This window comes from Nocardiopsis halotolerans DSM 44410, assembly GCF_000341065.1.
GTDB lineage: Bacteria > Actinomycetota > Actinomycetes > Streptosporangiales > Streptosporangiaceae > Nocardiopsis > Nocardiopsis halotolerans.
On record NZ_ANAX01000287.1, the window covers coordinates 1 to 26,867 of the forward strand.

Annotated in this window: 21 protein-coding genes and 2 pseudogenes; 4 read left to right on the forward strand and 19 right to left on the reverse strand. The window is 71.9% G+C overall.

Annotation, left to right across the window (positions count from 1 at the left end):
- The 15 genes and pseudogenes from D455_RS31240 to D455_RS0121310 all read right to left on the reverse strand — a co-directional run.
- Nucleotides 1-495 (reverse strand): annotated as a pseudogene (locus D455_RS31240) (AAA family ATPase); the annotation flags it as partial.
- 89 nt (nt 496-584) lie between these two features.
- Complete coding sequence (locus D455_RS0121245; RefSeq protein ID WP_017572701.1) at nt 585-1,472, reverse strand: DivIVA domain-containing protein; 888 nt, start codon at nt 1,470-1,472, stop codon at nt 585-587.
- Nucleotides 1,473-1,605: 133 nt separating this feature from the next.
- Nucleotides 1,606-1,896 carry a YggT family protein gene (locus D455_RS0121250; RefSeq protein ID WP_017572702.1) on the reverse strand — a complete coding sequence of 97 codons (291 nt, stop codon included), beginning with the start codon at nt 1,894-1,896 and terminating at the stop codon, nt 1,606-1,608.
- A gap of 39 nt (nt 1,897-1,935) precedes the next feature.
- Nucleotides 1,936-2,451 carry a cell division protein SepF gene (locus D455_RS0121255; RefSeq protein ID WP_017572703.1) on the reverse strand — a complete coding sequence of 172 codons (516 nt, stop codon included), beginning with the start codon at nt 2,449-2,451 and terminating at the stop codon, nt 1,936-1,938.
- A 127-nt stretch (nt 2,452-2,578) separates the two neighbouring features.
- Entirely contained in the window at nt 2,579-3,307 is a 729-nt protein-coding gene (locus D455_RS0121260) for a YggS family pyridoxal phosphate-dependent enzyme (RefSeq protein WP_017572704.1), read from the reverse strand.
- A 218-nt stretch (nt 3,308-3,525) separates the two neighbouring features.
- Nucleotides 3,526-4,245: a peptidoglycan editing factor PgeF gene (gene pgeF, locus D455_RS0121265; RefSeq protein WP_017572705.1), complete on the reverse strand. Its 720-nt coding sequence runs from the start codon at nt 4,243-4,245 to the stop codon at nt 3,526-3,528.
- A gap of 165 nt (nt 4,246-4,410) precedes the next feature.
- On the reverse strand, nt 4,411-6,018 hold the full coding sequence (ftsZ, locus tag D455_RS0121270) for a cell division protein FtsZ (RefSeq protein ID WP_017572706.1): 1,608 nt from the start codon (nt 6,016-6,018) through the stop codon (nt 4,411-4,413).
- Between the two features lie 517 nt (nt 6,019-6,535).
- Complete coding sequence (locus D455_RS0121275) at nt 6,536-7,264, reverse strand: cell division protein FtsQ/DivIB (protein WP_040685034.1); 729 nt, start codon at nt 7,262-7,264, stop codon at nt 6,536-6,538.
- A 106-nt stretch (nt 7,265-7,370) separates the two neighbouring features.
- Nucleotides 7,371-8,819 (reverse strand): UDP-N-acetylmuramate--L-alanine ligase, encoded by a 1,449-nt coding sequence (gene murC, locus D455_RS0121280; RefSeq protein WP_017572708.1) that lies wholly within the window; start codon nt 8,817-8,819, stop codon nt 7,371-7,373.
- Nucleotides 8,816-9,976 (reverse strand): undecaprenyldiphospho-muramoylpentapeptide beta-N-acetylglucosaminyltransferase, encoded by a 1,161-nt coding sequence (gene murG / locus D455_RS0121285; RefSeq protein WP_017572709.1) that lies wholly within the window; start codon nt 9,974-9,976, stop codon nt 8,816-8,818. Before murG ends, murC begins: the two co-directional genes overlap by 4 nt.
- Entirely contained in the window at nt 9,973-11,412 is a 1,440-nt protein-coding gene (ftsW, locus tag D455_RS0121290) for a putative lipid II flippase FtsW (RefSeq protein WP_017572710.1), read from the reverse strand. Before ftsW ends, murG begins: the two co-directional genes overlap by 4 nt.
- A gap of 166 nt (nt 11,413-11,578) precedes the next feature.
- Complete coding sequence (gene murD / locus D455_RS0121295) at nt 11,579-13,027, reverse strand: UDP-N-acetylmuramoyl-L-alanine--D-glutamate ligase (protein ID WP_017572711.1); 1,449 nt, start codon at nt 13,025-13,027, stop codon at nt 11,579-11,581.
- Nucleotides 13,028-13,029: 2 nt separating this feature from the next.
- A pseudogene (gene mraY, locus D455_RS31245) lies at nt 13,030-14,077 on the reverse strand (phospho-N-acetylmuramoyl-pentapeptide-transferase).
- Nucleotides 14,074-15,522 (reverse strand): UDP-N-acetylmuramoyl-tripeptide--D-alanyl-D-alanine ligase, encoded by a 1,449-nt coding sequence (locus tag D455_RS0121305; protein WP_017572713.1) that lies wholly within the window; start codon nt 15,520-15,522, stop codon nt 14,074-14,076. Before D455_RS0121305 ends, mraY begins: the two are co-directional and overlap by 4 nt.
- Nucleotides 15,523-15,899: 377 nt before the next feature.
- Complete coding sequence (locus tag D455_RS0121310; RefSeq protein WP_026122848.1) at nt 15,900-17,567, reverse strand: UDP-N-acetylmuramoyl-L-alanyl-D-glutamate--2,6-diaminopimelate ligase; 1,668 nt, start codon at nt 17,565-17,567, stop codon at nt 15,900-15,902.
- Between the two features lie 554 nt (nt 17,568-18,121).
- Between D455_RS0121310 and mmuM the strand changes: the two genes are divergently transcribed.
- Entirely contained in the window at nt 18,122-19,033 is a 912-nt protein-coding gene (gene mmuM, locus D455_RS0121315; protein WP_026122849.1) for a homocysteine S-methyltransferase, read from the forward strand.
- A gap of 146 nt (nt 19,034-19,179) precedes the next feature.
- Here mmuM and D455_RS0121320 read toward each other — a convergent pair whose 3' ends face one another.
- The 4 genes from D455_RS0121320 to mraZ form a co-directional block, all read right to left on the reverse strand.
- On the reverse strand, nt 19,180-21,156 hold the full coding sequence (locus tag D455_RS0121320) for a peptidoglycan D,D-transpeptidase FtsI family protein (protein WP_040685032.1): 1,977 nt from the start codon (nt 21,154-21,156) through the stop codon (nt 19,180-19,182).
- Nucleotides 21,153-21,659 (reverse strand): FtsB/FtsL family cell division protein, encoded by a 507-nt coding sequence (locus D455_RS0121325; protein WP_017572717.1) that lies wholly within the window; start codon nt 21,657-21,659, stop codon nt 21,153-21,155. The genes D455_RS0121320 and D455_RS0121325 overlap by 4 nt, the downstream gene beginning before the upstream one ends.
- 9 nt (nt 21,660-21,668) lie before the next feature.
- Nucleotides 21,669-22,730, reverse strand: coding sequence for a 16S rRNA (cytosine(1402)-N(4))-methyltransferase RsmH (gene rsmH, locus D455_RS0121330; protein WP_026122850.1), 1,062 nt, complete (start codon nt 22,728-22,730; stop codon nt 21,669-21,671).
- Nucleotides 22,731-23,003: 273 nt separating this feature from the next.
- Complete coding sequence (gene mraZ / locus D455_RS0121335; protein ID WP_017572719.1) at nt 23,004-23,435, reverse strand: division/cell wall cluster transcriptional repressor MraZ; 432 nt, start codon at nt 23,433-23,435, stop codon at nt 23,004-23,006.
- A 490-nt stretch (nt 23,436-23,925) separates the two neighbouring features.
- Between mraZ and D455_RS0121340 the strand changes: the two genes are divergently transcribed.
- The 3 genes from D455_RS0121340 to D455_RS31250 form a co-directional block, all read left to right on the forward strand.
- Complete coding sequence (locus D455_RS0121340; protein ID WP_017572720.1) at nt 23,926-24,918, forward strand: AAA family ATPase; 993 nt, start codon at nt 23,926-23,928, stop codon at nt 24,916-24,918.
- Between the two features lie 58 nt (nt 24,919-24,976).
- Nucleotides 24,977-26,215, forward strand: a complete 1,239-nt coding sequence (locus D455_RS0121345; protein ID WP_017572721.1) for a DUF58 domain-containing protein — start codon at nt 24,977-24,979, stop codon at nt 26,213-26,215.
- Nucleotides 26,212-26,867 (forward strand): DUF3488 domain-containing protein (locus tag D455_RS31250; RefSeq protein WP_394296649.1); only part of this gene is annotated, 656 nt, incomplete at its 3' end. The genes D455_RS0121345 and D455_RS31250, both read left to right, overlap by 4 nt.

Here is a 26,867-nt window from a genome sequence, read left to right on the forward strand (position 1 = left end):
CGGGGTGTGGGACGGCCAGCCGCCCTCGGCGGGGGTCTCCCAGCGAGAGGGCTCGTCCACGGACGGGGCGGGGTCAGGCGCCACCGTGTCCGTTTCCGGCCAGTCGTGGGCCGTGGGGGTCTGCCACCGGGGAACGTCGTACTCCGGATCCTCGTGTCCGGAGTCGTCCGTGGCCGGATCCGGCCACGGGGGCCGGGCCGGGGCAGGGGACTCCCGCACCGGCTCGGGGGCCGGTGCGGGCACGCGCCCAAGGTACTCCGGCTCCACGTGCGCGCCTGGTACCGCCGTGACCGCTGTGGCGGCCGTGACGGGGACGGACGACTTCCCCAACCCGTCCGTCCGGTCCGGTCTGCCCCCGCCGGACCTGCCCTGGATGAGTGCCCCCAGGAGGAGGAGGACGCTCGCGCCTGCCAGTCCCAGTGCGACGTACACCAGGACGGTCTCGGCGAGCACCAGGGCGGCCACGATGACGGCGATGGCCGCCAGCACCGCCACGGTTGCGAGGATGCTAAGGATCACGGGTCGACCAGGGCCTTTACACGTGTTGTGCCGGAGTCTTCAGTTGTTCGAGCAGCGACGACGCGTCAGCGACGCTCGTGCGGAGCCTCGCCCGGGTGGAACCCACCGTGCGGAGCGGGCTCGGGCTGCCCGAACGGGTTGCCCGCGGGACCGTGCTGCTGGAGCGCGGGCGTCCCGCCGGTCTGCGGAGCCATCGTCTGGAAGCCGCCCGTGGTGTTCGGGTTGCTGGCCTCCTGAGCCTTCTCCTCCTCGCTCCTGAGCTCACGCAGCTGGCGCTCGAAGTAGTCCTTGAGGCGGCTGCGGTACTCGCGCTCGAAGTCCTTGAGCACGTTGACCTTGTGCTCCAGCTCCTCACGCTGCTGGACGAGGCTGCCCATGACCTGGCGGTGGCGCTCCTGGGCGTCGCGGTCGAGGTTCTCGGAGCGGGCGCGGGCCTCACCGATGATCTGGTCGGCCTGGCGGCGGGCCTTGCCGAGGATGTCCTCGGACTCGTGGCGGGCGCGGCCGAGCGTCTCGTCGGCCTCACGGCGGGCGTCGGAGATCGCCTGGTCGGCGGTCTGCTGGGCCAGGGCCAGGACACGGGCGGCCGTGTCCATGTTCTCCTCGCCACCCATCGCCATGTTGGCGCCGGTCATCTGCTGCATCTGCTGCTGGACCGGGGCCTGGGGCTCGACGGCCTGGGGGGGCTGGACGGGCTCCGGGCGCATCTGCTCCTGCTGCTGCGGCTCCGGGGCCTGCTCCTGCTGCTGGAAGTCCTGCATACCGGCGTTGGGCACCTTGCCCCGCAGGCACTCGGCCAGCTTGCCGCGCAGTTCCTCGTTCTCCTGGATCAGGCGGTCGAGTTCGGACTCGACCTCGTCGAGGAAGGCGTCGACCTCCTCCTCGTCGTATCCCGGTCGAAGCCGGGTGGTACTGAACTGCTTGTTCCGCACATCGGCGGGTGTCAGCGGCATGTTCGTCTCCTTGGCGCGCTTGGAGTCTGTCCGTAGGGACGCTACATGATCGTGACCTTACGGCAATCCAGATCATGACCAAGACCACATAGCGGAATCCGGGGCGGTTCCCGCCGCCCTGCGTCTCCCTCCCCTACACGGCGAAAGGGCTGAGCAGTGCGATCATGATGTACACACCGAAGAAGAGCACCAGGACGCTCAGGTCGAGCGCGATGCTCCCCAGGCGCACCGGCTTGATGAACCGACGCAGGAACCTCAGCGGCGGGTCGGTGATCGTGTACACGATCTCGGCGAGCACGAGCACGAACCCCGTGGGGCGCCACGACCTGGAGAAGGACTGCACCATCTCCAGAACCACCCGCGCCAGCAGTACGAACACGAACAGCTGGAGCACGAAGATCAGCACGTACAGGACGGTACTCACGGTCGTTCCTCGACCCAATCTCTGGACAAATGTGATGTTCTAGCTCTGATTGAAGAACCCTCGCTCGGCGATCCGCGCCTTGTCCTCGGCGGTCACCTCGACGTTGGCCGGGGACAGCAGGAACACCTTGTTGGTGACACGTTCGATACTGCCATGCAGACCGAAGATCAGACCAGCCGCGAAGTCAACCAGACGCTTGGCGTCGCTGTCGACCATCTCGGTCAGGTTCATGATCACCGGAGTGCCCTCCCGGAAGTGCTCTCCGATCGTACGCGCCTCGTTGTAGGTGCGCGGATGGAGCGTGGTGATCCGCGCGAGGTCGGCGGTGGAGGCGGCCGTGGTCGTGCCACCGCGCCCTGTGCCCAGGTAGCCGCCGCTGTCCATCACTACGTCGCCTCGCGCTTCCTCGGGAGTGTCAGCGTCGCGGTCGCGCTGCTCTTCCGCTCCCTCGTCGAAATCGTCGAACTCATCATATTCGTCCGCATAGCGGTGATCGTAACGGTCGTCCTCCACGAGGCCGAGGTAGACCGCCATCTTGCGCATCGCGCCGGCCATCTCATGCCCTCCGTCGTCCCCGCGGCCTTCACCGCAGCCGACTCCTCCGTACTGACCCGTCCGTTCTCGGGGTGAGCGCCCATTCGGGCGAACTCCACAGACGGGTTCCAAGGCCTATGTGGGGACATTACCCCACGATCGGTTCCCGGTTGCCGAGCAACGCCGTACCGAGTCGCAGGTGTGTCGCGCCTCGCTCGATCGCCGCTTCGAGGTCACCACTCATCCCCGCGGAGATCACCGTCGCATGAGGATAGCGATCGCGGATGCGGGCCGCGACCCCCTGAAGGCGGGCGAACGCCTCCGAGGGATCGCCCCCACGGGGAGCGACCGCCATGACACCGCCGAGGGTGAGCGCCTCCCGCTCCTCGATCCGATCGGCCAGTTCGAGCACGTCGCCGGGGTCGGCGCCCCCGCGCGGGCCGATCACCCCGGCGCGCGAGTCCTCGTCGAGGTTGACCTGGACCAGGCAGGTGAGGCGGCGCTCGGCCGCCGCGGCGCGCTCACCCAGCGCCCGCGCCAGCCTGGCGCGGTCCACCGAGTGCACGACGTCGGCGTAGGAGGCCACCGAGCGTGCCTTGTTGGTCTGCAACTGGCCGACGAAGTGCCAGGTCAGACCGAGACCGGCGGTCTCGGCGGCCTTGGGTGCCGCCTCCTGGTCGCGGTTCTCGCCCACGTCGGTGACACCGAGTGAGGCGAGAATCCGCACATCCGAGGCCGGGTAGGTCTTGGTGACCGCGACCAGCGACACCTCGTCGGGGCTGCGGTCGGCCTTGGCGCAGGCCGCCTCGATTCTGGACCTCGCGGCGGCGAGGTTGGTACGGACCTGCTCGACGCGAGCCGGGTCGGCGTGTGTCACGGCGTCCTCTTTCCTTACCTGGGACGTATCCCGTTTCCGTACTTCCCACACCTGTGTCACCCGCCGCGCTCACACACACGGCAAAGTCGCACCCCCGGCCTCTTCCGTACCACCAGGACCCATGGAGAACAGGGGAGGCGCGGGCCCTGGAACGCGGCACGGAGGGCACCCGGTGGCCCGGTCCCCACGCGCGCGTTCCGCGCGGTCGGGTGCGACGTTCAGACGCGCCAGAGGAAGGAGGCGAATCTGCCCGTCGGAGCCTGCCCGCGGTGGGAGAACAGTTCTGGGCTCTCCAGGGTGCAGCGGCCGTCGGAGCGGATGTCAGTGACGCCCGCGCGGCGCAGCTGGGCGGTGACGGCGGCGCGCATGTCCACCCCGGCGGTGCCCTCGCGTGTGGTGCAGGCCGCCTCGGGAGCGTCGCGGGCGGTCTCGTCCCGCACGTGGGGCGGCACCTCGTAGCACCCGCCGCAGATGGCGGGCCCCAGGAAGACGGTGATCCGGTCGGCCACGGCGCCCTGGTCGGCCATGGCCGCGACCAGGTTGGCGGCCACACCGTTGGCGGTACCGAGGCGGCCGGAGTGCGCGGCGCCCAGGACGCCCGCCTCGGCGTCGGCGGCCAGGACCGGCAGGCAGTCGGCGGCCATCGAGGCCAGGACCAGGTCGGAACGGGTGGTGACCACGCCGTCGCAGGTACCCACACCACCGGGCTCGGTGGCCACGAGGACGTCGGCGCTGTGCACCTGGTTCATCCACACGACCCGGTCGACCTCGAACCCCAGGTCCCGGGCGGCGGCCTTGCGGTTGGCCAGCACCGCCTCCCGTTCGTCCCCCGAGCCGAACCCGAGGTTGAGGGAGTCGTAGGGCGGTGCGCTCACCCCTCCGTGCCGTTCGGTGACGGCGGCGCGGACACCGCGTCCCAGATCGATGACGTTGCCCATCCGGTCGAGCCCTCCCCGCTCCTCCAGGAGGGGGTCACCGGCTCGCGCCGTCCCCCGGTGCAGGACACTACCACCGCGTACACGGCCGTCGGGGGTGGGACCGCGGGCGTGAGGAGGGGCCCCGGTCCGGTCGGACCGGGGCCCCTTCCAGGGTCGGGACGGGGGTTACTTGAGGAACTCCGGCACGTCCAGGTCGTCGGGGTCGTCGAAGATGACCCGACGCCGGGGCGTGGGCGTCTCGTTACGGCGCTCGGCGGTGGAGTCCGAGACCGCGTGGATGTGGCCGGAGTGGCCGCTCTCGCGCGGGGCGGGCTCCTCCTCCGCCACCGGCTCCTCGGCGGGAGCGGGCTCGACGGGCTCGTTCTCCCCCTGGTGGGCGGGCGTGCCGTGGGACGGGGTCCGCGCGGACGGGCCCGGCTCGGGCGAGGGCGGCGGGGAGGTCGGCTGGGGCGAGGGCGTCGAGGCGGGCTGGGTGTACTGTTCCCGCGGAGCGGCCTGGTAGGGCTGTTCCTGGGGAGCGGCCTGCGAGTACTGTTCCCGCGCGACGGGCTGAGCGTACTGCTCCCGCGGCGCGGACTCGGTCTCGACCGGCTGCTGGACCGGAGGCGGCGTCTGCGCCATCGGCGGCGTCCGCGGAGCCTCGGGCTCGGCCGGACGGGACTGCGTGATCCACGGCATGGTGCTGGCCGACGCCCCGCTCGCGTCCGCGGAGGCGGGCGCCGCCGACGAGGACGGCTCCTCCCCACCGGACGTGATGCCTGCCTTGGGGGCGGCGGCCTCAGGAGGGTCCACCGGCTGGTGCTCCCGCACCACCGGGATCACGACCTCCGGCTCGTCGAAGCCCGCCGCTATGACGGTGACCCTCACCTCGTCGCCCAGGGCGTCGTCGATGACGGCGCCGAAGATGATGTTGGCCTCGGGCGCCGCCGAGTTCGCGACGAGCTGTGCCGCCTCGTTGATCTCGAAGAGCCCAAGGTCGGAGCCGCCCTGGATGGACAGCAGCACACCGTGGGCACCGTCGATACTCGCCTCCAGCAGCGGTGACGATATCGCCATCTCCGCGGCGGCGACCGCCCGATCGTCCCCTCTGGCCGACCCGATGCCCATGAGTGCCGAGCCCGCCCCGGACATGACCGACTTGACGTCGGCGAAGTCCAGGTTGATCAGGCCCGGCGTGGTGATCAGGTCGGTGATGCCCTGGACACCGGAGAGGAGGACCTGGTCGGCCGCCTTGAAGGCGTCCAGCACGCTGACCTGGCGGTCGGAGATGGACAGCAGTCGGTCGTTGGGGATCACGATGAGCGTGTCGACCTCCTCACGGAGCATCGCTATCCCCGACTCGGCCTGCGTGGCGCGCCGCTTGCCCTCGAAACCGAAGGGGCGGGTGACCACACCGATGGTCAGGGCACCCAGGGAGCGGGCGATGTTGGCGACGACCGGGGCTCCCCCGGTTCCGGTGCCGCCCCCCTCACCCGCGGTGACGAAGACCATGTCGGCCCCCTTGAGGACCTCCTCGATCTCCTCCCGGTGGTCCTCGGCGGCCTTGCGGCCGACGTCGGGGTTGGCCCCGGCCCCCAGGCCGCGGGTGAGTTCACGTCCGACGTCGAGTTTGACGTCGGCGTCACTCATCAGCAGCGCCTGGGCGTCGGTATTGATGGCGATGAACTCGACGCCTTTGAGCCCCTCTTCGATCATTCGGTTGACGGCGTTGACACCGCCGCCGCCGATGCCGACGACTTTGATGACCGCGAGGTAGTTCTGCGGTGCTGCCACGACGAGGGGCCTTTCCGCTCGCTTGCGCCGTTCCGCGGACGCCTCCGGTGGCTGAGCGCCACCGGATACGCCGCCGGTTCGGCATCCGGTTCTCCAGTGTGCGTTTCGGATTCCCCGACGCGACGTCCACGACGCCCAGATCGGGGGATCCCGGACCGCCGAATCCGTCGTTCACCGCCCGAAGGGACGGTGCGATCCGCCGTGTGGCGGACCGAGACGTTCTCCGCGTACCCGAAAAGCGTGTTGTGATGCTGTGACGTTGGTTGTGCTCCCCGACAGTAAGCGGACCGCCGACCACGGGCAACCGATGACGAGTTCAGCCTAACGGCGTATAACACGAGGAAGCGATGTGCGCTCTCGGCGCGTCGCGTCTGGAATGTCCTCGCGGACCCGTACGGAACCCTCGCCGGAGTCCCCGTTCCGTCCCGAGCGCGTACGCGCCGGGCGGCGCGTCCACCCTTCCTGTCGCACCCGTCTCCCCCTCCCGTGTCCGGGGGACGCCGTGTCCGGGGGACGCTCACCTGACGATGGCGAGGTCGGGAGTCGACACGTCGTAGACGCGGTCCTCCTGCGGCGGGTGCTCACGCATGAGCACGCGCAGGACGTCGCTCTTCTGGTCGGTGCCCTCCGGGGAACCCCACTCCACGAGGGAGCCGTCGTCGAGTTCGACGGTGATCGCCTCGGGTTCGGTGGCGTCGATGAGCTGGATCCGGGAGATGAGGGAGTCCGGTGCCCGCTCCACGATGTCGGCGGCGGCGCTGACGGCCTCGTTGCCCTCGATCTCCCCGGTGACGCGGACCAGCGGACAGGAGTCCGGACGGCTCGGCGCGTCCTCGATGCGCACGCCGTCCTCGTCCACCAGCCTGTAGTCCTCCCCCACCCGGATGGCCACCACGGGCTGGCGTTCGACCACCTCGACCTCCAGGGTGGCGGGCCAGCCCCGTGTGACCGTGGCCGACTCCACCAGGGTCAGGGACTCGGCCCGTTCCTCGCTCTGGTCGAGGTCGACCCTGATCAGGGGTGTTCCGGTGGCCACGTCCACGGCCGCGACCACCTCCTCGGAGGAGACCCGTTCCAGACCGGTGACCGCGACCTCGCGGACCACGAGCAGCCGGGAACCGAGCAGCAGCCAGGTGACCACACAGACCAGGGCGACCACCAGCAACGCCACGAAGGCGACCTTCCAGGGATCGGAACGCCTGCGCGTGCCGACCTCCTCCGAGGACTCACCCCGCTCCGCTGCCACCTGCGCCTCCCTCACCGTGCTCGTCCGCGACCGTATCCTCCAGGCGCCGACGCCGCACGGCGAACCGCGCGGAACCGCTTCCCCGGCCGGACGCGGACGACCGACGTCAGTTCGCGTCGCCGGCGATCGCGTCCACGATGCGCGGACCCAGCTCGGTGACGTCGCCCGCGCCCATGGTGAGCACGATGTCGCCGGGACGGACCAGGTCGACGACCCGGCGCACGGCCTCGTCGCGGCCGGGCACGTACGCCACGCGGTCGTGCGCGACACGTGAGGTGATCAGCTCCCCGGTGACCCCTGGTTCGGGGTCCTCGCGGGCGGCGTAGACCTCCGTCACCACGACCTCGTCGGCCAGGCTCAGCGCGGCGGCGAACTCCTCGGCGAAGATGCGGGTGCGGCTGTACAGGTGCGGCTGGAACAGGGCGACGATCCTGCCGCCGGGGTGCTCCTGCCCGGTCTCCTCCGCCTGCTCGGCGAGGGACTCCAGCACCGCCCTGGTCGCGTGCAGGTCCGCCTCGATCTCGGTGGGGTGGTGGGCGTAGCTGTCGTAGACGGCCACGCCAGCGGCCTCGCCCTTGGATTCGAAGCGGCGCGAGGCACCGGCGAAGTCGGCGATGCCCTCCACCGCCACGTCCAGGTCGTGGCCCAGCTCGTCGGCGACCGCGACGGCGGCCGCGGCGTTGAGCACGTTGTGGCGTCCGGGCACGGCGAGATGGCCGTCGACGGGTTCACCCTGCGCGGTGCGGATGGTGAACTCGGTGGTGAAGCCGCGGGCGCGCACCCGGGTGATCCGGTAGTCGGCGTCCTCGGCCTCGCCGTAGGTGAGCACCTTCCTGCCGCGCTCGCGGGCCAGCTCGGCCACCCTGCGTGCGCCCGGGTCGTCGACGCCCACGATCAGGGTGCGCTCGACGCGGTCGACGAACGAGGCGAAGTTGGCGTGGATCTCCTCGATGCCGCTGTAGTTGTCCAGGTGGTCGGCCTCGACGTTGGTGACCACGGCGATCTTCGGGGAGAGCATGAGGAAGGAGCCGTCGCTCTCGTCGGCCTCCACCGCGATGACCTCGCCGACACCGGCGTCGGCGCCCAGGCCGGTGGTGACCAGGTTGCCGCCGATGACGTAACCGGGGTCGATCCCCAGGTGCTGGAGCACCACCGCGACCATGGACGTGGTGGTGGTCTTGCCGTGGGTTCCGGAGACGGCGACGCCCTCGCGCCCCAGCAGCAGCGCGCCCAGTGCCGCGGCGCGGGGCAGGACGCGCAGGCCGCGGCGGCGGGCCTCGGCCAGTTCGGGGTTGTCCTCGCGGATGGCGGAGGAGACCACGAGGGTCTCGGCCGTGCCGAGGTTCTCGGCGGCGTGCCCCACGTGGACGTCGGCGCCCATCTCCTCCAGCGCGCGCAGGGTGTCGCTGTCGCGGGCGTCGCTGCCCGAGACCTCCACACCCGACTGGAGCAGCACCCGGGCGATACCGGACATACCCGCGCCGCCCAGGCCGATGAAGTGGGTCCGGCCCAGCTTGTCGACGGGAACCGGTTCGGTCGGTCGCACCAGGCTCATCGGGCGTCCTTCCCGTCGTCGTAGAAGGCCTCGTCGCCGTCGTCCTCGGCCACGGGCATGTCGGGGGTGGGCTTGTCCCCGCGGGCGATGGCCATGATCTCGCGGGCCAGCTCCCTGTCGGCGTCGCGTCGGCCCATGCGGGCCGCCGCCTCGGACATGGACACGACCCGGTCTGTGTCGGTGAGCCGCGGGATGAGCTCCCGTGTGACCCACTCGACGGAGACGTCGGCGTTGTTGACCATCAGGCCGCCGCCCGCCTGGACGATGGGTTCGGCGTTCAGGGTCTGTTCGCCGTTGCCGATCGCCAGCGGCACGAAGGCGGCGGGCAGGCCGACGGCGGTCAGCTCGGCGCAGGTCATCGCGCCGGAGCGGCACATGGCCATGTCGGCGGCGGCGTAGGCCATGTCCATGCGGTCCACGTAGGGGACGGCGACGTAGGGAACGCCCGCCTGGGTGAGGTCCTGGGGCTCGTCCGCGTTCTTGGGCCCGACCACGTGCAGGACCTGGACACCGCTGTCCCGGAAGGCGTCGCGGGCGGCGTACGCGGTCTCGTTGATGCGCTGGGCGCCCTGGGAGCCGCCGAAGATCAACAGGGTGGGCAGGTCGTGGCGCAGGCCGAAGTAGGCGCGCGCCTTGTCACCCATGGCCAGGCGGTCGAGCGTGGTGATCTGCTCGCGCAGGGGGATGCCGATGAAGCGGCCGTTGCGGATCTGGGTGTGGGGGTGGCCGGTGTACACGTGCGGGGTCAGGCGCGCGCCCAGGCGGTTGGCCAGGCCCGGGAGGGGGTTGGCCTCGTGGACGACGATGGGGATGCGCCTGCGGCGCGCGGCGAGGTAGCCGGGAGTGGCCACGTAGCCGCCGAAGCCGACGAGGACGTCGGCCTGCAACCGGTCCAGCTGCTCCCCCGCGGCGCTGAGCGCCCCCGCGAGCTTGCCCGGCACGCTCAGGAGTTGGGGGGTGAGCCTGCGCGGCAGGGGCACCGCCGGGATGAGCCCCAGCTCGTAGCCGCGCATGGGCACCAGTCGGGTCTCCAGTCCCCGCTCGGTGCCCAGGCAGAGGATCTCCGTGCTGGGATCGATGCGCCGCAGCGCGTCCGCAAGGGAGAGCGCGGGCTCGATGTGCCCGGCCGTGCCGCCTCCGGCGAGGGCTACCCTCATCGTCGCGTATTCCTCCTTGGCCGGTCACCCGCCGGGACCGGTCCGCTCCTGTGCTTGGCCGTTGGCACGCCACCGCGGGAGCCGGCCGTGCGCGGGCCGCGTGTCGTGGTGGCGCGTCCGGACGCCGCGGCGCCGCTCCGGTGGTTCGCCTTGTTGACCGAGGCGGCGACGTTGTCCAGTCCCAGCCAGCTTAGAGCCCTTTGCACCCGGCTGGGACCCCGGGCTTCCAGGGTCTTCTGCGCGTCGGGCTCGGTCTTGGCCAGCGCGAGGAGCACGCCGAGGGCCGCCATGGTGGTGATGAGCGAGGAGCCCCCGTAGGAGACCAGGGGCAGCGGGACGCCGGTGACGGGCAGCAGCCCGATGACGGCGCCCATGTTGATCATGGACTGACCCAGGATCCAGGTGACGATGGCGAAGGCGGCCACGCGCGGGAAGGGCTCCCTGACGCGGAAGGCCACGCGCATCCCGGCGTAGCAGAGCACCCCGAACAGGATGAGTACGAGCAGGGTGCCGAGCAGACCGAACTCCTCGCCGATGATGGCGAAGATGAAGTCGGACTCGGCGAAGGGCAGGAAGCCCCACTTCTCCCGGCTCTCACCGATGCCGACGCCGAAGATCCCGCCGGTGCCGAGCGCGTAGAGCCCGTGGAGGGCCTGCATGCCCGAGTCCAGCGGGTCGCTCTCGGGGTCGAGGAAGGTGGTGACGCGTTCGATCCGGTAGGGCTCGATGGCGATGGCGATGCCGGCCAGGCCGAGGACCATGCCGAACATGGCCACGAAGAGCTTGCCCGGCGCGCCGACCACCCACAGCATGCCCAGGAAGGTGACCAGGAACACCAGGGCCGTGGACAGGTTGGAACCCAGCAGTACCAGCAGCACCAGCAGACCACAGCCGGGCAGCAGCGGGATGAGCAGGTGCCGCCACTCGGTGAGTTCGCGCAACTCCTCCTTACGGGCCAGGATGTTGGCGCCCCACAGGACGAAGGCGAGCTTGGCGGGCTCGGAGGGCTGGATGACCAGGCCGCCGATGTTCAGCCAACGGGTGGCGCCGTTGACCTCCACGCCCTGGAAGATGGTGAGCAGCAGCAGCGCCGCCGCCGCGATCATCGCCGGGTAGCCGACCAGGCGGAAGATCCGCTGGGGCAGGTGGGAGGCCATGATCATCACGGGCAGGCCGATGACGGCCGAGATCAGCTGCTCCCGGAACATGGAGAAGGCCGATCCGGTCTCGGCGATGGAGTCGACCATCGTGGCGGACAGCACCATGACCAGCCCCAGGGCGATGAGCAGTACCGAGGTGCCCAGGATCAGGTAGTAGGAGGTGAGTGGCCGGTCCAGAAGCCGGACCCACTCACGCCACAGGACGCGCTGGCGGCCCTCCGCCGCCGCGCGCCCCTTGGACCGGGTCGCCCCGGGAACCGCCGTCGTCGCCGCCATGCACACCCTCCGCACGAGATTGGCGCCTCAATAGTGGCGTACGCGCGGGTAGGAAACGGTGGACATTTCCCGCGTGTTGGCCATCTTTGGCGGCCGTGTGCGCTTTGCGGGGCACGGCGGAGGCCGCCCGTGCGCGAAGCCTCACGCACGGGCGGCACATGGCCACTCAGGGGAGCCGGTTGACGGCCTCGGCGAAGAGGCGACCGCGCTCGTGGTAGTTGGTGAACATGTCCATGGAGGCGGCGGCCGGTGCCAGCAGCACGGTGTCCCCCTCCTCGGCCAGGGACGCTGCGGCGGCGACCACCTCGTCCATGACCGTGCGCCCGGTGTCGGCGGCGGGACCCCCGACCTCCAGCACGGGCACCTCGGGCGCGTGCCCGGACAGGGCCTCGCGCAGCCGGGCCCGGTCGGCGCCGATCAGCACGGCGCCGCGCAGGCGGCCAGCGGCCATCGCGGCCAGGTCGTCGACCTCGGCCCCCTTGAGCAGCCCGCCCGCGATCCAGACCACGGACGGGTAGGAGCCCAGGGACGCGGCGGCGGCGTGCGGGTTGGTGGCCTTGGAGTCGTCGACGTAGTCGACTCCCCCCACCGACGCCACGAACGCGATGCGGTGCGGCTCGGGTTCGAAGGCGGCCAGGCCCGCCCGCACGGACGCGGGCGCCACGCCCACGGACCGGGCCAGCGCGGCGGCGGCCAGGGCGTTGGCCACGTTGTGCGGCGCGGCCGGGCGCACGTCGGCGAGTCCGGCCAGCTCCTCGGCGCTGGTGTGCGGCTCGGGGACGAACGCCCGGTCCACCAGCAGGTCCTCGACCACGCCGACCTCGCCCGCGCGGGGGGTGTCCAGTCGGAAGCCCACCAGGGGCGTGTGCGGGTCGCCCTCCTCCTCGGCCAGGCGCGTGGACCAGGCGTCGGCGGTGTTGACGACGCGGAGGGTGCCCGGTGCGAAGATCCTGCCCTTGGCGCGGGCGTAGGGGTCGAGTCCGCCGTGCCAGTCCAGGTGGTCGGGGGCGACGTTGAGGACGGTGGCGGCGTGCGGGCGCAGGCTGGAGGACCAGTGCAGCTGGAAACTGGACAGTTCCACGGCCAGGACGTCGTGGAGGCGTCCCGCCTCGTCGGGCAGGACGGCCTCGATGACCGGGGTGCCGACGTTGCCGACGGCGAGGGCGTCTCGGCCGTCGGCCCGGAGCATGGCCTCCAGCATCCGCACGGTGGTGGTCTTGCCGTTGGTTCCGGTCACGCCCAGCCACACCTGGTCGGCGGGCTTGAGCCGCCAGGCGAGTTCGACGTCTCCGACGACCTCGATCCCGGCCTCGGCGGCCCGGACCAGGAGCGGGGAGTCGGGACGCCAGCCGGGCGAGGTGACGACCAGGTCGCAGTCCTCCGGCAGGGGGGTGTCGCCCAGGACGACCTCGGCCCCCTCCTCGCGGAGCTTGGCGGCGACCGGGCGGACGGTGTCGTCGTCGCGGCCGTCGACGACGGTCACGCGGGCCCCTTGGGCCAGGAGTGCCCTGGCCACGGGGGGACCGGACACGCCCAGGCCCGCGACGCAGACCCGCCGCCCCTCCAGCGGGCGGGGGGTTCCCGGGTTCTCGGTGTCGGAAGCGTGGTGCGCCATGCCTACCTCGGCATCCATTCCAGGTAGAAGAGCCCGATGGCGACCGCCACGAACAGGCCCTGGATGATCCAGAAGCGGATCACGATGGTGGGTTCGGCCCAGCCCTTGAGTTCGAAGTGGTGCTGCAACGGCGCCATGCGCAGGATCCGTTTGCCCGTCAGGCGGAACGAGGTGATCTGGACCATCACCGAGAGGGTGATGATGACGAACAGGCCGCCGATGAGCAGCAGCAGGAGCTGGGTGCGGGTGGTGATGGCCAGACCCACGATCAGGCCGCCCAGGGCCAGGGAGCCGGTGTCACCCATGAAGATCTTGGCGGGCGGGGCGTTGAACCACAGGAAGGCGATGCAGGCGCCGAGCACCGAGGAGGCCACCACGGCCAGGTCCAGGGGGTCGCGGACCGTGTAGCAGCTGTCCGACAGGTAGGACACACAGGACTGGCGCAGCTGCCAGTTGCCGATGATGACGTAGGCGACCAGGGAGAGGATGGTCGCGCCGGTGGCCAGGCCGTCGAGGCCGTCGGTGAGGTTCACCGCGTTGGAGAAGCCGACGATGAGGAACAGCGCCCAGAGGATGAACAGGCCGATCATCAGCGGGGGGCCGAAGTCGCGGAGGAAGGAGAGGCTGGGGGCGGCGGGGGNTGACGCCGTAGGCGAAGCCGATGCCCACGACGGCCTGGCCGACCATCTTCGCGCCGCTGCGCAGGCCCAGGCTGCGGCGCTTGTAGATCTTGATGAAGTCGTCGAGGAAGCCGACACAGCCCATGCCGACGAAGAGGAACATCACCAGCAGACCCGAGGCGGTGGGCCCGCCCGCGGTGGGTTGCAGGAGCCACAGCACGAAGTGGGCGCCGAAGTAGCCCACCACCGCGCCGAGGATGATGACCATGCCGCCCATGGTGGGCGTGCCCTGCTTGGTCTTGTGGCCCTCGGGTCCGTCGTTGCGGACCTCCTGGCCGAACTTGAAGCGGTACAGGAGTTTGATCAGCGGGGGCATCATCGCCATGGACACGATGAGCGACAGCGCCGCCGCCAGAGTGATACCAATCACTGGACATCACCCTCGATGATGAGGTCGATAACCCGTTCGAGCGCTGCCACGCGCGATCCCTTCACAATGACGACGTCTCCTGTGCGCATCCGTTCGCGCACCGCGGCGGCGGCCTCCGAGGCGTCCGCCACCCGGACGCTCTCACCCTGCCACCGTCCCTGCTCCGCGGCCCGCTCGGCACCGGCGGCGATGCCCCCGGCCGCCTCGCCGACCACGATCAGGTGGGCCACGCCGGTACGGGCGGCGAGTTCACCGATCCTCTCGTGCTCGGCGCGGCCGTTCTCGCCGAGCTCGGCCATGTGGGCCAGGACCGCGATGGAGCGGCGTTCCCGGGCGAGCACCTCCAGGGTCGTCAGCGCCGCCTTCATGGACTCCGGGTTGGCGTTGTAGGCGTCGTTGACGAGGGTGGCGCCCGCGTGCTCGGTGACCTCCATGCGCCACCGGCTGACCGGGGTGGCGGCACCGAGCGCCTCGGCGATCTCGGCGATGTCCATGCCGAGGTCGTCGGCGACCGCCGCGGCGGCCAGCGCGTTGGAGACCTGGTGGGCGCCGACCAGGGCCAGTTCCACCCGGGCCTGGCGCCCGTCCAGGTGGAGGGTGAAGGAGGGCGCGCCCGTGCCGCCCAGGACCACGTCCGTGGCGCGCACGTGCGCGTCCTCGGCCAGTCCGTAGGTGACCACACGCGCGCGGGTGCGCGAGGCCATCGCGCTCACCCGGGGGTCGTCGGCGTTGAGTACGGCGACCCCGCCCGACCCCTTGGTCCCCGAGCCCGGGGGAAGCGACTCGACCAGCTCGCCCTTGGCCCTGGCGATGGCGTCCCGGTCACCGAACTCGCCCATGTGGGCGCTGCCGACGTTGAGGACCACGCCGACGCGGGGCGGGGCCACCCGGCACAGGTGGGCGATGTGCCCGATGCCGCGGGCGGCGGTCTCCAGGACCAGGTGCCGGGTGCCGGTGTCGGCGCGCAGCACGGTGAGGGGATGGCCGATCTCGTTGTTGAACGAGCCCGCCGGTGCGATGGTCGGGCCCATACGTCCCAGGACCTGCGCGATGAGGTCCTTGGTGGTGGTCTTGCCGGAGGAACCGGTGACCGCGACGATCTCGGCGCTCTCCGCTCCGCGCCGGGGATCGCTGAGTTCCCGGGCGACGTGGTGGGCGAGCCGGGTCAGGGCCGCGACGACCCCCTCGTCCCCGCCCGACGCCAGCAGGTGCGGTGCGTCGACGGGCCGGGAGACCAGTGCGGCCACCGCTCCCTCGGCGACCGCGGACGCGGCGAAGTCGTGTCCGTCGACACGCTCCCCGCCCAGTGCGACGAAGAGCGCACCGGGCGCTGCCTGCCGCGAATCGATGACGACGGGGCCGTCGACGACGGCGTCGGGGCGCGCTGATCCGCCGATGGCGGTTTGGGTGATCTCAGCGATCCGATCGAGCGTGAGCGCGATCAAATCCACTCCTCATGTCAGGCCCGGTCCACGGCGCCACAGGGGCGGCTGGCCACCCGGCCGGAGTATCGGGTCAGGGGATGGCACCGCGGAAGCCGGGCGCAGGATGCCGCGCCGGTCTCACCGGGACCGCGCCAGCGGGCTACGCCGTGGGCGCCACACGGGCGGTCGGGCTGCGATTGCCGGACCTACCTTAGAACATGTTGGGGCGTCCGGGGTCCCGCCGGGCCCCATGGACGGCAATATGCTCCACTTCGTGATCGTCGGAGCGTGCGGCGCCGGGGATACGGCGGCGCCCGCGTCCGAGGACACGCGAAGGGACGCGGGCCGGGCCCGCGTCCCCGTCCGAAGCGAGTCGCACCTCGGGAGTGTTGGGTGTGTCAGCCCTGGTCAGGCACCCGATGGATGTCCTGGAGGGCGACGCCCAACCGCTCGCGGGCGCTCATGCCGAGGTGGTCCTCGATCGCCGCGCGCAGCACCTCGCGGTCGTCGAAGGGCAGCACCTCGCCCTTGACGTACTGACCGGTCTCGTGCCCCTTGCCCGCGACGACCACCACATCGCCGGGCCGCGCCCGCTCGACGGCGAGACGGATCGCCTCCGCGCGGTCGAACTCCACCGTGACGCGGGCGCGTTGTCCCTCGGGGACCTTGGCGACCCCTTCGAGCATGGACGCGGCGATGGCGACGGGGTCCTCGGTGCGCGGGTTGTCGTTGGTGATGATCAGCTGGTCGGCCAGTCGTGCGGCGGCCTCGCCCATGAGCGGGCGTTTGGCGCGGTCGCGGTCGCCGCCGCAGCCGACCACCATGGTCATCCCACCCTCGGTGGTGGAGCGCAGGGCGGTCAGGACCGCCTCGATGGCGCCGGGTTTGTGGGAGTAGTCGACGAGCGCGGTGAAGTCCTGGAAGGCGTGGGGCACGGCCCGCGCCACGACCGGCTCCATGCGGCCGGGCACTCCCGGGGCCGCGGCCACACCGGCGATCGCGGTCTCCAGGGGCAGACCGGCCTCGACCAGTCCGACGATGGCGGCCATCGCGTTGGAGACGTTGAAGGGGCCGGGCAGGGCGATGGAGGCGTCCGCCTCCATGCCGCCGGGGCCGACGATGCGGAAGGCGCTCCCGGTGGCGCCCAGACGCACGTCCACGGCCCGCCAGTCGGCCTCCATGGCGGTGGCGGGGTCGGCGTCGGTGTAGCCGTCCACGGCGAAGGTGGTGACGGGAACGCGACCGTCTCCCTGGACCATGTCCACGAGCGCCCGGCCGAACCGGTCGTCGGCGTTGATCACCGCGATGTCGCAGTAACCGGGGGTGAACAGGCGGGCCTTGGCCTCGAAGTAGTCGCGCAGGTCGGAGTGGAAGTCCAGGTGGTCCTGGGACAGGTTGGTGAAGACCGCGACGTCGTAGCGGGCTCCGCCGACGCGGCCCAGGGCGAGGGCGTGGCTGGAGACCTCCATGGCGGCGGCGGTGACGCCGCGCTCGCGCATGAGGGCGAACAGGCCGTGCAGGTCGGTGGCCTCGGGGGTGGTGAGCGAGGAGGTGACGCGGTCGTCACCGACGCGCATCTCCACGGTGCCGACGAGGCCGGTGTGCATCCCGGCGTTGCGCAGGCCGGACTCGACCAGGTACGTGACGGTGGTCTTGCCACTGGTGCCGGTGGTACCGATCAGCAGCAGGTCCTGCGCGGGGTCCTTGAAGATCCACGAGGCCGCGGGGCCCAGTGCGGCGCGCGCGTCGGGGACCACGATCACGGGCAGTCCGGTGGCGGCGGCCCGGTCCGCTCCGGCTTCGTCGGTGAGGATCGCGGCGGCGCCCGCCTCGGCTGCCTGGGCGGCGAAGTCGGCTCCGTGCGCACGGGTTCCCGGCAGCGCGGCGTAGAGGTCGCCCGGCCCCACCTGGCGTGAGTCGTGGGTGATGCCGCGGACGTGCACCTCCCTGTCGGGCACCTCGGGGGGTCGGTCCGCGCCGAGATCCGGACGCAGGAGGGTGGCGTCCGGCCCGAGCAGCGCTGCGAGGGCGGACAGTGGACGAAGTGGCGTGTGTTCAGGTCGCATTACCGGTGGCACGTGTGGAGGTTAACCGCTGGGGACGACCGGTCGGTAATTTCCACGCTGCGTCGTCGGAGGTTTCCCGAACCGGGCGTTTGGCCCGGGTTACGCGGGCTTGTCGCACGCGTCGACGACCGCTGGACGTCCTTCGCGGACGGGCCCGCGGGTGATGCGCGAGGAGTGGCGGGCGAGGCTCAGGGGGTGGGCGTGCCCTCGGCGGGCTGGTCCCGGCGTGAACGACCGCGACGAGAAGCCGCCATGCCCTGACGGGCTTTGGGGAGACGCGACTACACCGAACTTGGGGTCGACCAGATCGTGTTGCTATGCCCTGTGAGGGCTTCGGGGTCTGAACACGGCGGTCAACTACGTGGCGACCTACCTGTTTCCATGCCCTGGAGGGGCTTCGGGGCCGAGGGTAAAGTTCCTGATCACCGCGCATGCACGACCATCCGGACACCACCGTCGTGCGGCGGGCCTCCGGCCGTGCACCGGCAGGCTGGCAGGCGCCCACGGCCGCTTCCATGCCTACGCTGGAGGGATCCCCGTACCTGGAGGTCGACATGGCCGACATCCTCCCCGGCGAACGCCCCCTGGTGCTCGACGGCGGGCTGGCGACCCGCCTGGAGGCCTACGGCTGCGATCTGGGCGGCGGGCTCTGGTCGGCACGGCTGCTGGCCGAGGACCCCGACCTCGTCCGCCGCGTGCACCGGGACTACTTCGAGGCGGGCGCGGACGTGGCCATCGCGGCCGGGTACCAGGCCAGCGTTCCGGCCCTCGTCGCCCGGGGCGCCACCCGGTCCGAGGCCCTGGCGCTGATCGCCCGCTCGGTGGAGCTGGCGCGGGCCGAGCGCGACGCCTTCGGCTCCGGCCTGGTCGCCGCCGGGGTGGGCCCCTACGGGGCGGCGCGGGCCGACGGTTCGGAGTACACCGGCTCCTACAACCTGGACGAGGACGGCCTGTACGCCTGGCACCGGGAACGCTGGCGGGTGCTCGCCGACGCCGGAGCCGACCTGCTCGCCTGCGAGACCGTCCCCTCGGTGCACGAGGCGCGCGCCCTGGCCCGGCTGCTCGCCGAGACCCCCGGGGTCCGCGCGTGGATCAGCTTCTCCTGCCGGGACGGCGAACGCGTCAACGACGGCACCCCCCTGCGCGAGGCCGCCGCCGAGCTCGCCCCACCGCACGCCGACGGGCGCCTGGTGGCGGTGGGCGTCAACTGCACCGCGCCCCGCCACGTCCCGTCGCTGGTACGCGCCGTCGCCGAGGCCGGTCTCCCGGCGGTCGCCTACCCCAACTCGGGCGAGCGATGGGACGCGGAGCACCGGCGCTGGACCGGCACGAGCGAACCCGAGGAGTTCGGCCGGGCCGCCGTGGACTGGTACCGGGCCGGAGCGGTGCTCGTGGGCGGGTGCTGCCGCACCGGCCCCGAGCACATCCGCTCCGTGCGCGCCCACCTGGACCGCGCCGCGCCCTGACGCGGTGACCGCGGAGGTTCACGGACCACCTCATCCGCCGTGCTCCCGTACCCACGGCGGGTCTTTGCGCTCCGACCTCGCCCTAGGTACGGGACCATCCGTGGCCGGAGCGCTCCGGCCACGCCGGCGACGTCCACGGACAGCCGTCAGCCCCGGCTCTGGTCCTCGAACAGCCGGATGGCGGGCGGTTCGGTCTCCGACGGCGGGATCTTCAGGGTCTTCAGCGCGAAGGTCATGATGTCGTTGAACACCGGTCCCGCGGCCTCGCCGCCGTAGTAGACCTCCTGCGGGTTGTGCAGGACCACCTGGACCACGACCTGGGGGTCCTCGACCGGCGCGAACCCGGCGAAGGTGGCCGTGTACCCGCCGCCCTCGTAGGTTCCCGTCTCCGGGTTGACCCGGTTGGCGGTACCGGTCTTCCCGGCGACCCGGTACCCGTCGATGCGGGCCTGGGGCGCGGTGCCCTGGTCGCTGGTGACCGCCTCCATCATCAGCCTGAGCTCCTGGGCGGTCTCCTCGCTGATCACACGCCGCCGCTCGGGCTCCTCGGCCGGGGTGAACTCCCCCTCGGCGCTCACCGTTCCGGCGATCACGTTGGGCTCCACCCGCACCCCGCCGTTGGCGACGGTGGCGTACACCGACGCCAGCTGCGCGGCGTTCACCGACAGGCCGTGGCCGATGGAGACCGACGGCAGCTGGGTGCCCCACCAGTCCTCGGGGTCGGTGAGTATGCCCGTGTTCTCCCCCGGCAGGTGGAGCCCGGTCGGCTGGCCGATCCCGAAGTCCACCAGGTAGGAGTGCAGGACGCCGCGGCCCACCTGGTCGGCGATCTTGATGGTGCCGACGTTGCTGGACTGGGCCATGATGCCGTTGACCGTGAGGCGCTGGGTCCCGTGGTTGCTGGAGTTGCGGAAGGTCTGGTCGTAGTACTCCATGCTGTAGGGGACGGTGTAGACCGTGTCCGGCGTCGTGAGGCCCTCCTCCAGCGCGGAGCCGATGGTGATGACCTTGTTGGTGCTGCCCGGCTCGAAGGTCTCGGCCACCGCGCCGTTGGACCACTCCTCCGGTCCGCTGGAGGAGATGTCGCTCTGGGAGTAGGTGGGGTAGTCGGCCATGGCGAGGATCTCCCCGGTGCCGACCCGCTGCACGATGACGCTGCCGCCCTCGGCGTCCAGCGCCTCCACCCTCTCGGCGAGGGTCTGGGCGGCGTACCACTGGATGTCCTGGTGCAGGGTCAGCCGCACGTCCCGCCCCGGCACGGGCTCCCGGACCAGGCCGCCCGCCATGGGGATCTGTGTGCCGTTCTGGCTCAACTCGACCCGGCGCCTGCCCGCCTCACCGGCCAGGGTGTCGTCGAGGTAGCCCTCCAGCCCCTCCAGGCCGTAGCCCTCGGCGCCGACGAAGCCGACCAGGTCGGCGGCGCCGGTCTCCTCGGGGTAGACGCGCTTGTAGGAGGTGTGCGCGCCCAGTCCGGCCAGGCCCAGTGACGCCAGGTCCTCCCAGTCCTCGGGCAGGACGTCGCGGGCGATCACCTCGTAGCGGCTGGAGTCGGCGTCCACCTTCTCGGCGACCGCGTCCTCCTCCAGGTCGAAGCGGGCGGCGAGCTCGTCGATGAGCTGGTCGCGCTGCTCCTCCTTGACCGTCCCCGGGTCGACGAAGACGGTCCGCACCTCCAGCGACAGCGCGAACGCGTTGCCGTTGACGTCGGTGATCCGCCCCCGCAGGGTGGGGATGTCGATGGTGCGGAGGCGGATGTTGGAGGCCGTCTCGGCGTAGTGCTCGGCGTCCAGGACCTGGATCTGCACCAGGCGCCCGGCGAAGAGCAACAGGATCACCAGGGCCATGATCCCGCCGGTCCTGATGCGCTTGCGTGGTTCCCCCCGTTGGAAGGTCCGGCGCAGCAGCGGCGGGAGCGGGGGCGGCGGTGCCGCACGGCGGGCGCGTTCGCCGCCGCGCGCCTCCCGCGCCGACCGCCCCCGGGCGCGTGCCGAGGGGCGGGGGCGCGTACCGCCCTCGGGGCGGCGCGGTTCGCGCCGGGGACGCTTACTGGGCCGGGAACCCGAGCGGTTGGCCGCTCCGGGCCGACGGGGGTCGCGGGGGCGCCGGTCTCCGGGTGTGCTCACTCACCACTCCCGGCGCTCCCGCGGACCTCACCGCTCTCGGGGTCGAGGAAGAGCGGGGCGTCGCCCTGCTCCATGCCCCGGTCCTCGGCCTGCTCCGAGACGCGGTCGGAGCTCTCCAGCTGGGCGACGGTGCTGCGCAGCTGCTGCTGCTCGTAGGACAGCTCCTGGTTCTCCGCCTGGAGGTTGTCGATGGCGAACGCACCCTCGGCCACGACGCTGCGCAGGAGGAGCAGGCCGACGAGCGTCCCGCCGAGCAGGCAGAGGACGAGCAGGACGAAGGGGATGCGCGGTGCCCGGTTCTGCTGGGCGGCTCCGCCCGTACGCGTGCGCGCGGCCGGTGCGGTCGCTGCCCCGGACGCGGGTGCGGCCGCCCGCCCGGGACGCGCGGGCGCCCCCGTCCTGGCGCTCTGCGTCCTCGGGGTCGCCGTCTTCGCGTCCGCCGCCTTCGCGGCCGATTTCCCGCTGCGGGCGGATGCGCGGCGCGTGTCCGTCCTCGTGCTCATCTGGTCTCCCTACTGCCGCGGCGGCCGCACGCGTTCGGCTGCCCGGAGGCGGGCCGACTGGGCGCGCGGGTTGCGTTCGTTCTCTTCGTCGGTGGGGAGTTCGGCTCCCCGGGTGAGGAGCCGAAGTTCGGGCTGCCGGTCGGGGAGGGGAACCGGAAGGTCCGCGGGGGTGGTGTCGGTGGCCAGGCCGGCGAGGGCCCTCTTGGTCATCCTGTCCTCCAGGGAGTGGTAGGACAGCACCGCCACGCGCCCGCCGACCGACAGGCGCGCGATGGCCGCGGGCAGGGCGCTTTCGAGGATGGACAGTTCGGCGTTGACCTCGATGCGCAGGCCCTGGAAGGTGCGCTTGGCTGGGTGCCCTCCGGTACGTCGGGTGGCCGCCGGGATGGCCTCCCTCACCAGTTCGGCCAGCGCGCGGGTGGACTCGATGGGCGCCTGGGCGCGCTGGCGCTCGATGGCCCTGGCGACGCGGGAGGCGAAGCGTTCCTCTCCGTAGGTCCGCAGGACGCGGGTGAGCTCGGCGACCGGGTAGGTGTTGACGACCTCGGCCGCGGTGAGGGACTGCGTGCGGTCCATGCGCATGTCCAGGGGTGCGTCGTGGGCGTAGGCGAAACCGCGGTCGGTCTCGTCCAGCTGCGGGGAGGACACCCCGAGGTCGAGCAGGATCGCGTCGGCGCCGGTGACGCCCGCCTCGTCCAGGGCGCGCGGGATGTCGGAGTAGACCGCGTGCACGAGGTGGACGCGGTCGGAGTAGGGGGCCAGGCGCTCGGCGCTGCGCTCCAGGGCGGTGGTGTCGCGGTCGACGCCGACCAGGCGCATGTCGGGGCACGCCCTGAGGAGTGCTTCGGAGTGGCCGCCCAGGCCCAGGGTCCCGTCGACGAGTACGGCGCCGGGCTCGCCGAGCGCGGGAGCCAGGAGTTCCACGATGCGGTCGAGCATCACGGGGACGTGCAGGGGATCGAGTCCGGCCCGGGCCGCCTCGACGCGCGCCGCGATCCCCCCTTCTCCGCCCGGGTGCCCCCCGTGGCCCTCGGGCGGTTCGTGCCGCCCGTGCTGCCGGATGTCCCCCATGCGCCGCTGTTCCTCCACGCTGTCACCGTCTCCCCCCGAATCGCCGCGGTACGCACCGCGATCGGTGCGCTCCACGGTGTCCTTGGCGTGGCCCGGCGGATTCCGGCGGGCCTCCGGACACGGCCGCCANTTTCGGAGGGCTCGCGCTCACGACCTGGCACCGGGGAAGTCGCGCCAGCTCGTGTGGACCGCGTCCGGAGGCCGTGGCCGGACTCCGGCTCTGCGAGGGTGTGGACTGTGTGCTGGTCGGTCCGGCGGTGTCCTCCGCCGGGGTCACAGCACCCCGGGCAGCACCTCCTCCGACAGTTGCGCGAACGCGGGTTCCTGTTCGGCCTCGTAGTCCGACCACGCCGCGGCGTCCCAGATCTCCAGGCGGGTGTTGGCGCCGATCACGACGCACTCGCGGTCCAGGCCCGCGTAGTCGCGGAGCTTGGCCGGGATGGTGACCCTGCCCTGTCTGTCGCAGCTCTCGTCCGAGGCGCTGGCGAAGAGGACCCTGCTGTAGTCGCGGACGGACTTGGCGGTGACCGGAGTGCTGGCGAGGGCTTCGGTGATGCGCCGGAACTCCTCCGTCGGGAAGACGTAGAGGCAGCGTTCCTGACCCTTGGTGACCACCAGTCCCCCCGACAGCTCGTCGCGGTACTTCGCGGGGAGGAAGAGCCGCCCCTTCTGGTCGAGGCGGGGCGTGTGGGTGCCGAGGAACACACTTCCACCTCCCTCACCCTCGAAGTGGAGAATTCGCCCTCTCCACGGTGCTCCACCTTACTCCACTCTTCCCCACCGTCAACAGCTCCAATCGGGATTCACGCCCGCAAGAATCGACAAATGCGCAGGTCAGAGTCTTGGGCGTGGAGGTGGGGCATGCACGGGGCACGGAGTGTCGCCGAGCGCTGACGGGAGCGTCCCCGACGACCTGCGGCGACGCCTCCCGGATCGGCCGCGCGGCACTCGCGCGCGTGCTCGGCGAAAGGGGCGGGGCGATGAACGGAGACGGTGTTTTCCGGCTCCGTCCCCCTTCTCACTCGGGCGTCGACACGAACGATCAGGAGAACGGTTCGGGCCCTTTGACCTCTTTGGTCATCCCTGGAACCAATCGGCCGCTGATTCCGGCACTTCGGTTTGCCAGCGGTCTGATTGGGCTTAGTCTCTGTTCCGAACAACAACACACGAAGCCACAGGGAGCGGGGGAGGTCGGGTGTCACTCGGTACACACCACGGCGGCCGTGAGGGCGGCGTCCAGGCGGACGTCGGTGGGATCGTCGCCGTGGCCGACCGCGTCCGCGACGCGATCGAGACGGTCATCGAGGGAAAGCCGGAGGTCCTGCGCCTGGCGCTGACTGTCCTGCTCGCCGAAGGCCACCTGCTCATCGAGGACGTCCCCGGTGTCGGCAAGACGATGCTGGCCAAGGCCCTGGGCCGGGCCGTGGACTGCTCCGTCCAGCGCGTCCAGTTCACCCCGGACCTGCTGCCCAGCGACATCACCGGCGTCAGCGTCTACCACCAGGACCGCCGCGAGTTCGAGTTCAACCCCGGACCGGTGTTCGCCAACATCGTGCTGGGCGACGAGATCAACCGCGCCTCGCCCAAGACCCAGGCCGCCCTGCTGGAGTGCATGGCCGAGCGCCAGGTCAGCGTGGACGGCCAGACCCGCGCCCTGGAACGGCCGTTCATGGTGGTCGCCACCCAGAACCCCGGCGACATGGAGGGCACCTACGCCCTCCCCGAGGCCCAGCGCGACCGGTTCATGGCCCGCGTCTCGGTCGGCTACCCCGCCCCCCAGGCCGAACTCGACATGATCGACTCGCACAGCTCCACCTCACCGCTGGACGGCCTGGCCCCCGTCACCAACGCCGCCCAGGTCCGCGACCTGGCCGACCGGGTACGCTCGGTGCACGTGGCCCCGGGCATGCGCCGCTACGTGGTGGACCTGGTCAACGCGACCCGGACCACCCCCGAACTGCGACTGGGCGCCTCACCCCGCGCCACCCTGCACCTGGTGCGGGCCGCCCGGGCCTACGCCGCCCTGGACGGGCGGCACTACGTCGTCCCCGACGACGTGCAGGCCCTGGCCGTGCCGGTGCTCGCGCACCGGCTGCTGCCCGGCCCGGAGGCGCAGATGGAGCGTCTGTCCCCCGAGCAGATCGTGGCCAAGCTGGTCGCGCGCCTGCCCGTCCCCGGCCCCCAGTAACCGCCCCAGCGCCCGGCCACCCTCGTCCCCCGTTCGTACCGCCCCCGAGAGAGGGTCCATGCGACCGCACCGAACCCTCACCGCACGAGGCGTCTTCATGCTCGTCTGCGGCCTGGTCGCCCTGGTCGCGGGCCTGGTCGTGGGGCAGCGCGAGCTCGTGGGAGTGGGCGTGCTGCTGACGGCGGTCCCGGCGCTGTCCGCGCTGACGGTGCTCGGGGCCGCCTCCCAGATCGTGCACAGCCGCACCCTGTCCCCCACCCGGACCCCGGCCGGGCGCAACGCCCAGGTGCGGGTGCGCGTGGGCAACTCCTCCCCGACCTGGCCGGTGTCCTCGCTGTCGGTGGAGGACACGCTGCCCGTCCCCCTGGGCCACGAGCCCCGCTACACCATCGGCTACCTGGGCCCGCGCGCCGTGCGCGACGTCAGCTACCTGATCCGCGCCTCGGTGCGGGGCAGCTACCCCGTGGGCCCGCTGCGGATCGGGGTGACCGACCCGTTGGGGTGCGTGCGGATCAGCCGCGACGTGGGCGCCCCCTCACACCTGCTCGTGACCCCCGCGACCGTCGCGCTGCCCGCCCTGGGCGGTGCCGCGGGTTCCCAGGGCGAGGACTCACCGCGCCGTTCGGTGAGCGGCGCCGGGGAGCAGGACCCCGTTCCCCGCGAATACCGGTACGGCGACGACCTGCGCAGGGTGCACTGGCGCTCCACCGCCAAGCACGGTGAGCTGATGGTGCGCCGCGACGAGCAGCACTGGCGCGAGAACAGCGCGATCCTGCTGGACACGCGGCTGCGCGCGCACGGGGCCGGTGGACTCACCGGATCCCTGGAGACCGCGGTGAGCGTGACCGCCTCGGTCGCGGTGAACCTGATCGACAGCGGCCACGAGGTGCGCCTGCACACCGAGCGGGCCCGGGTGCACACCGCGAGCGCTGCGGGTGTCCTGGACAGCCTGGCCGTCGCCGAACCGTCCCCCACCGACGAGCTGTTCGGCGGAATCGGCATGCTCGCCGAAACCCGTGGGGCCACGAGCCTGATGGTGGCGGTGCTGGGAGCGTTGAGCCCCCAGGAGGCCGACGCGCTGTCCCGGGTGAGCTGCGGCGGCCCCCGGGTGGCCGTGCTGTGTTCACACGCCGCCTGGCCGGATCCCGCGACCGCGCACGGGGTCCACGACGTGCTGGCCACGGCCGGGTGGCGCGTCCTCTTCCTGTCCTCCGCCGCCGAACTGCCGCGGCTGTGGAGCCGCGCCGCCGCGCCCACGGCCGCCGGTCCGCACACCCCCGGGAGGGGTCCGCGTTGAGAGCACTGATGCCCCTGGCCTCGTTGGCCTGCCTGCTGATGGCCCTGCCGCTGCTGGACTCCCTCGTACGGGGCGCGACCTGGTGGGTCCCGGCCCTCGTCATGATGGTGGCCGTGGCCGGTGTGTCCGCGCTGTACCGCCTCACCGGCCGCAACACCGTCGCGGTGCCGTTCCTCCAGGCGCTCGTGGCGCTGCTCCTGGTGACGCCCCTGTTCGCCGGACACATCGCCCCCCTGGGGGTGATCCCCACCGGCGACGTGCTGGAGTACCTGGTCAGGGTGTTCGACGAGGGTGTCCGGACCATCAACACCAACGCCCCGCCGGTGTCGTCCACCGCCGGGGTCACGCTGATCATCGCGCTGGCGTTCTCCGTGTTCGTGATGGCCGCGGACTTCCTCGCGGTCGCGGCGCGCTGTCCCGGCATGGTCGGCGGCCTGCTGCTCGCGCTGGCGGCGGTGCCGCTGGTCGTGGACGACGCGGGGCTGGGTTGGCCGTCCACGGTCAGCTGCGCCGTGGGCTTCCTGATGCTGCTCGCCGTGGACATGTGGGTGCGCGGCCGCGAATGGGGCGTGCGCGTCCCCGACGGCCAGGACTCCTCGGCGCGTGTACTGGGCGCGGTGCGCAGGGTGGCGACGGTGTCGCTGGCCGCGGC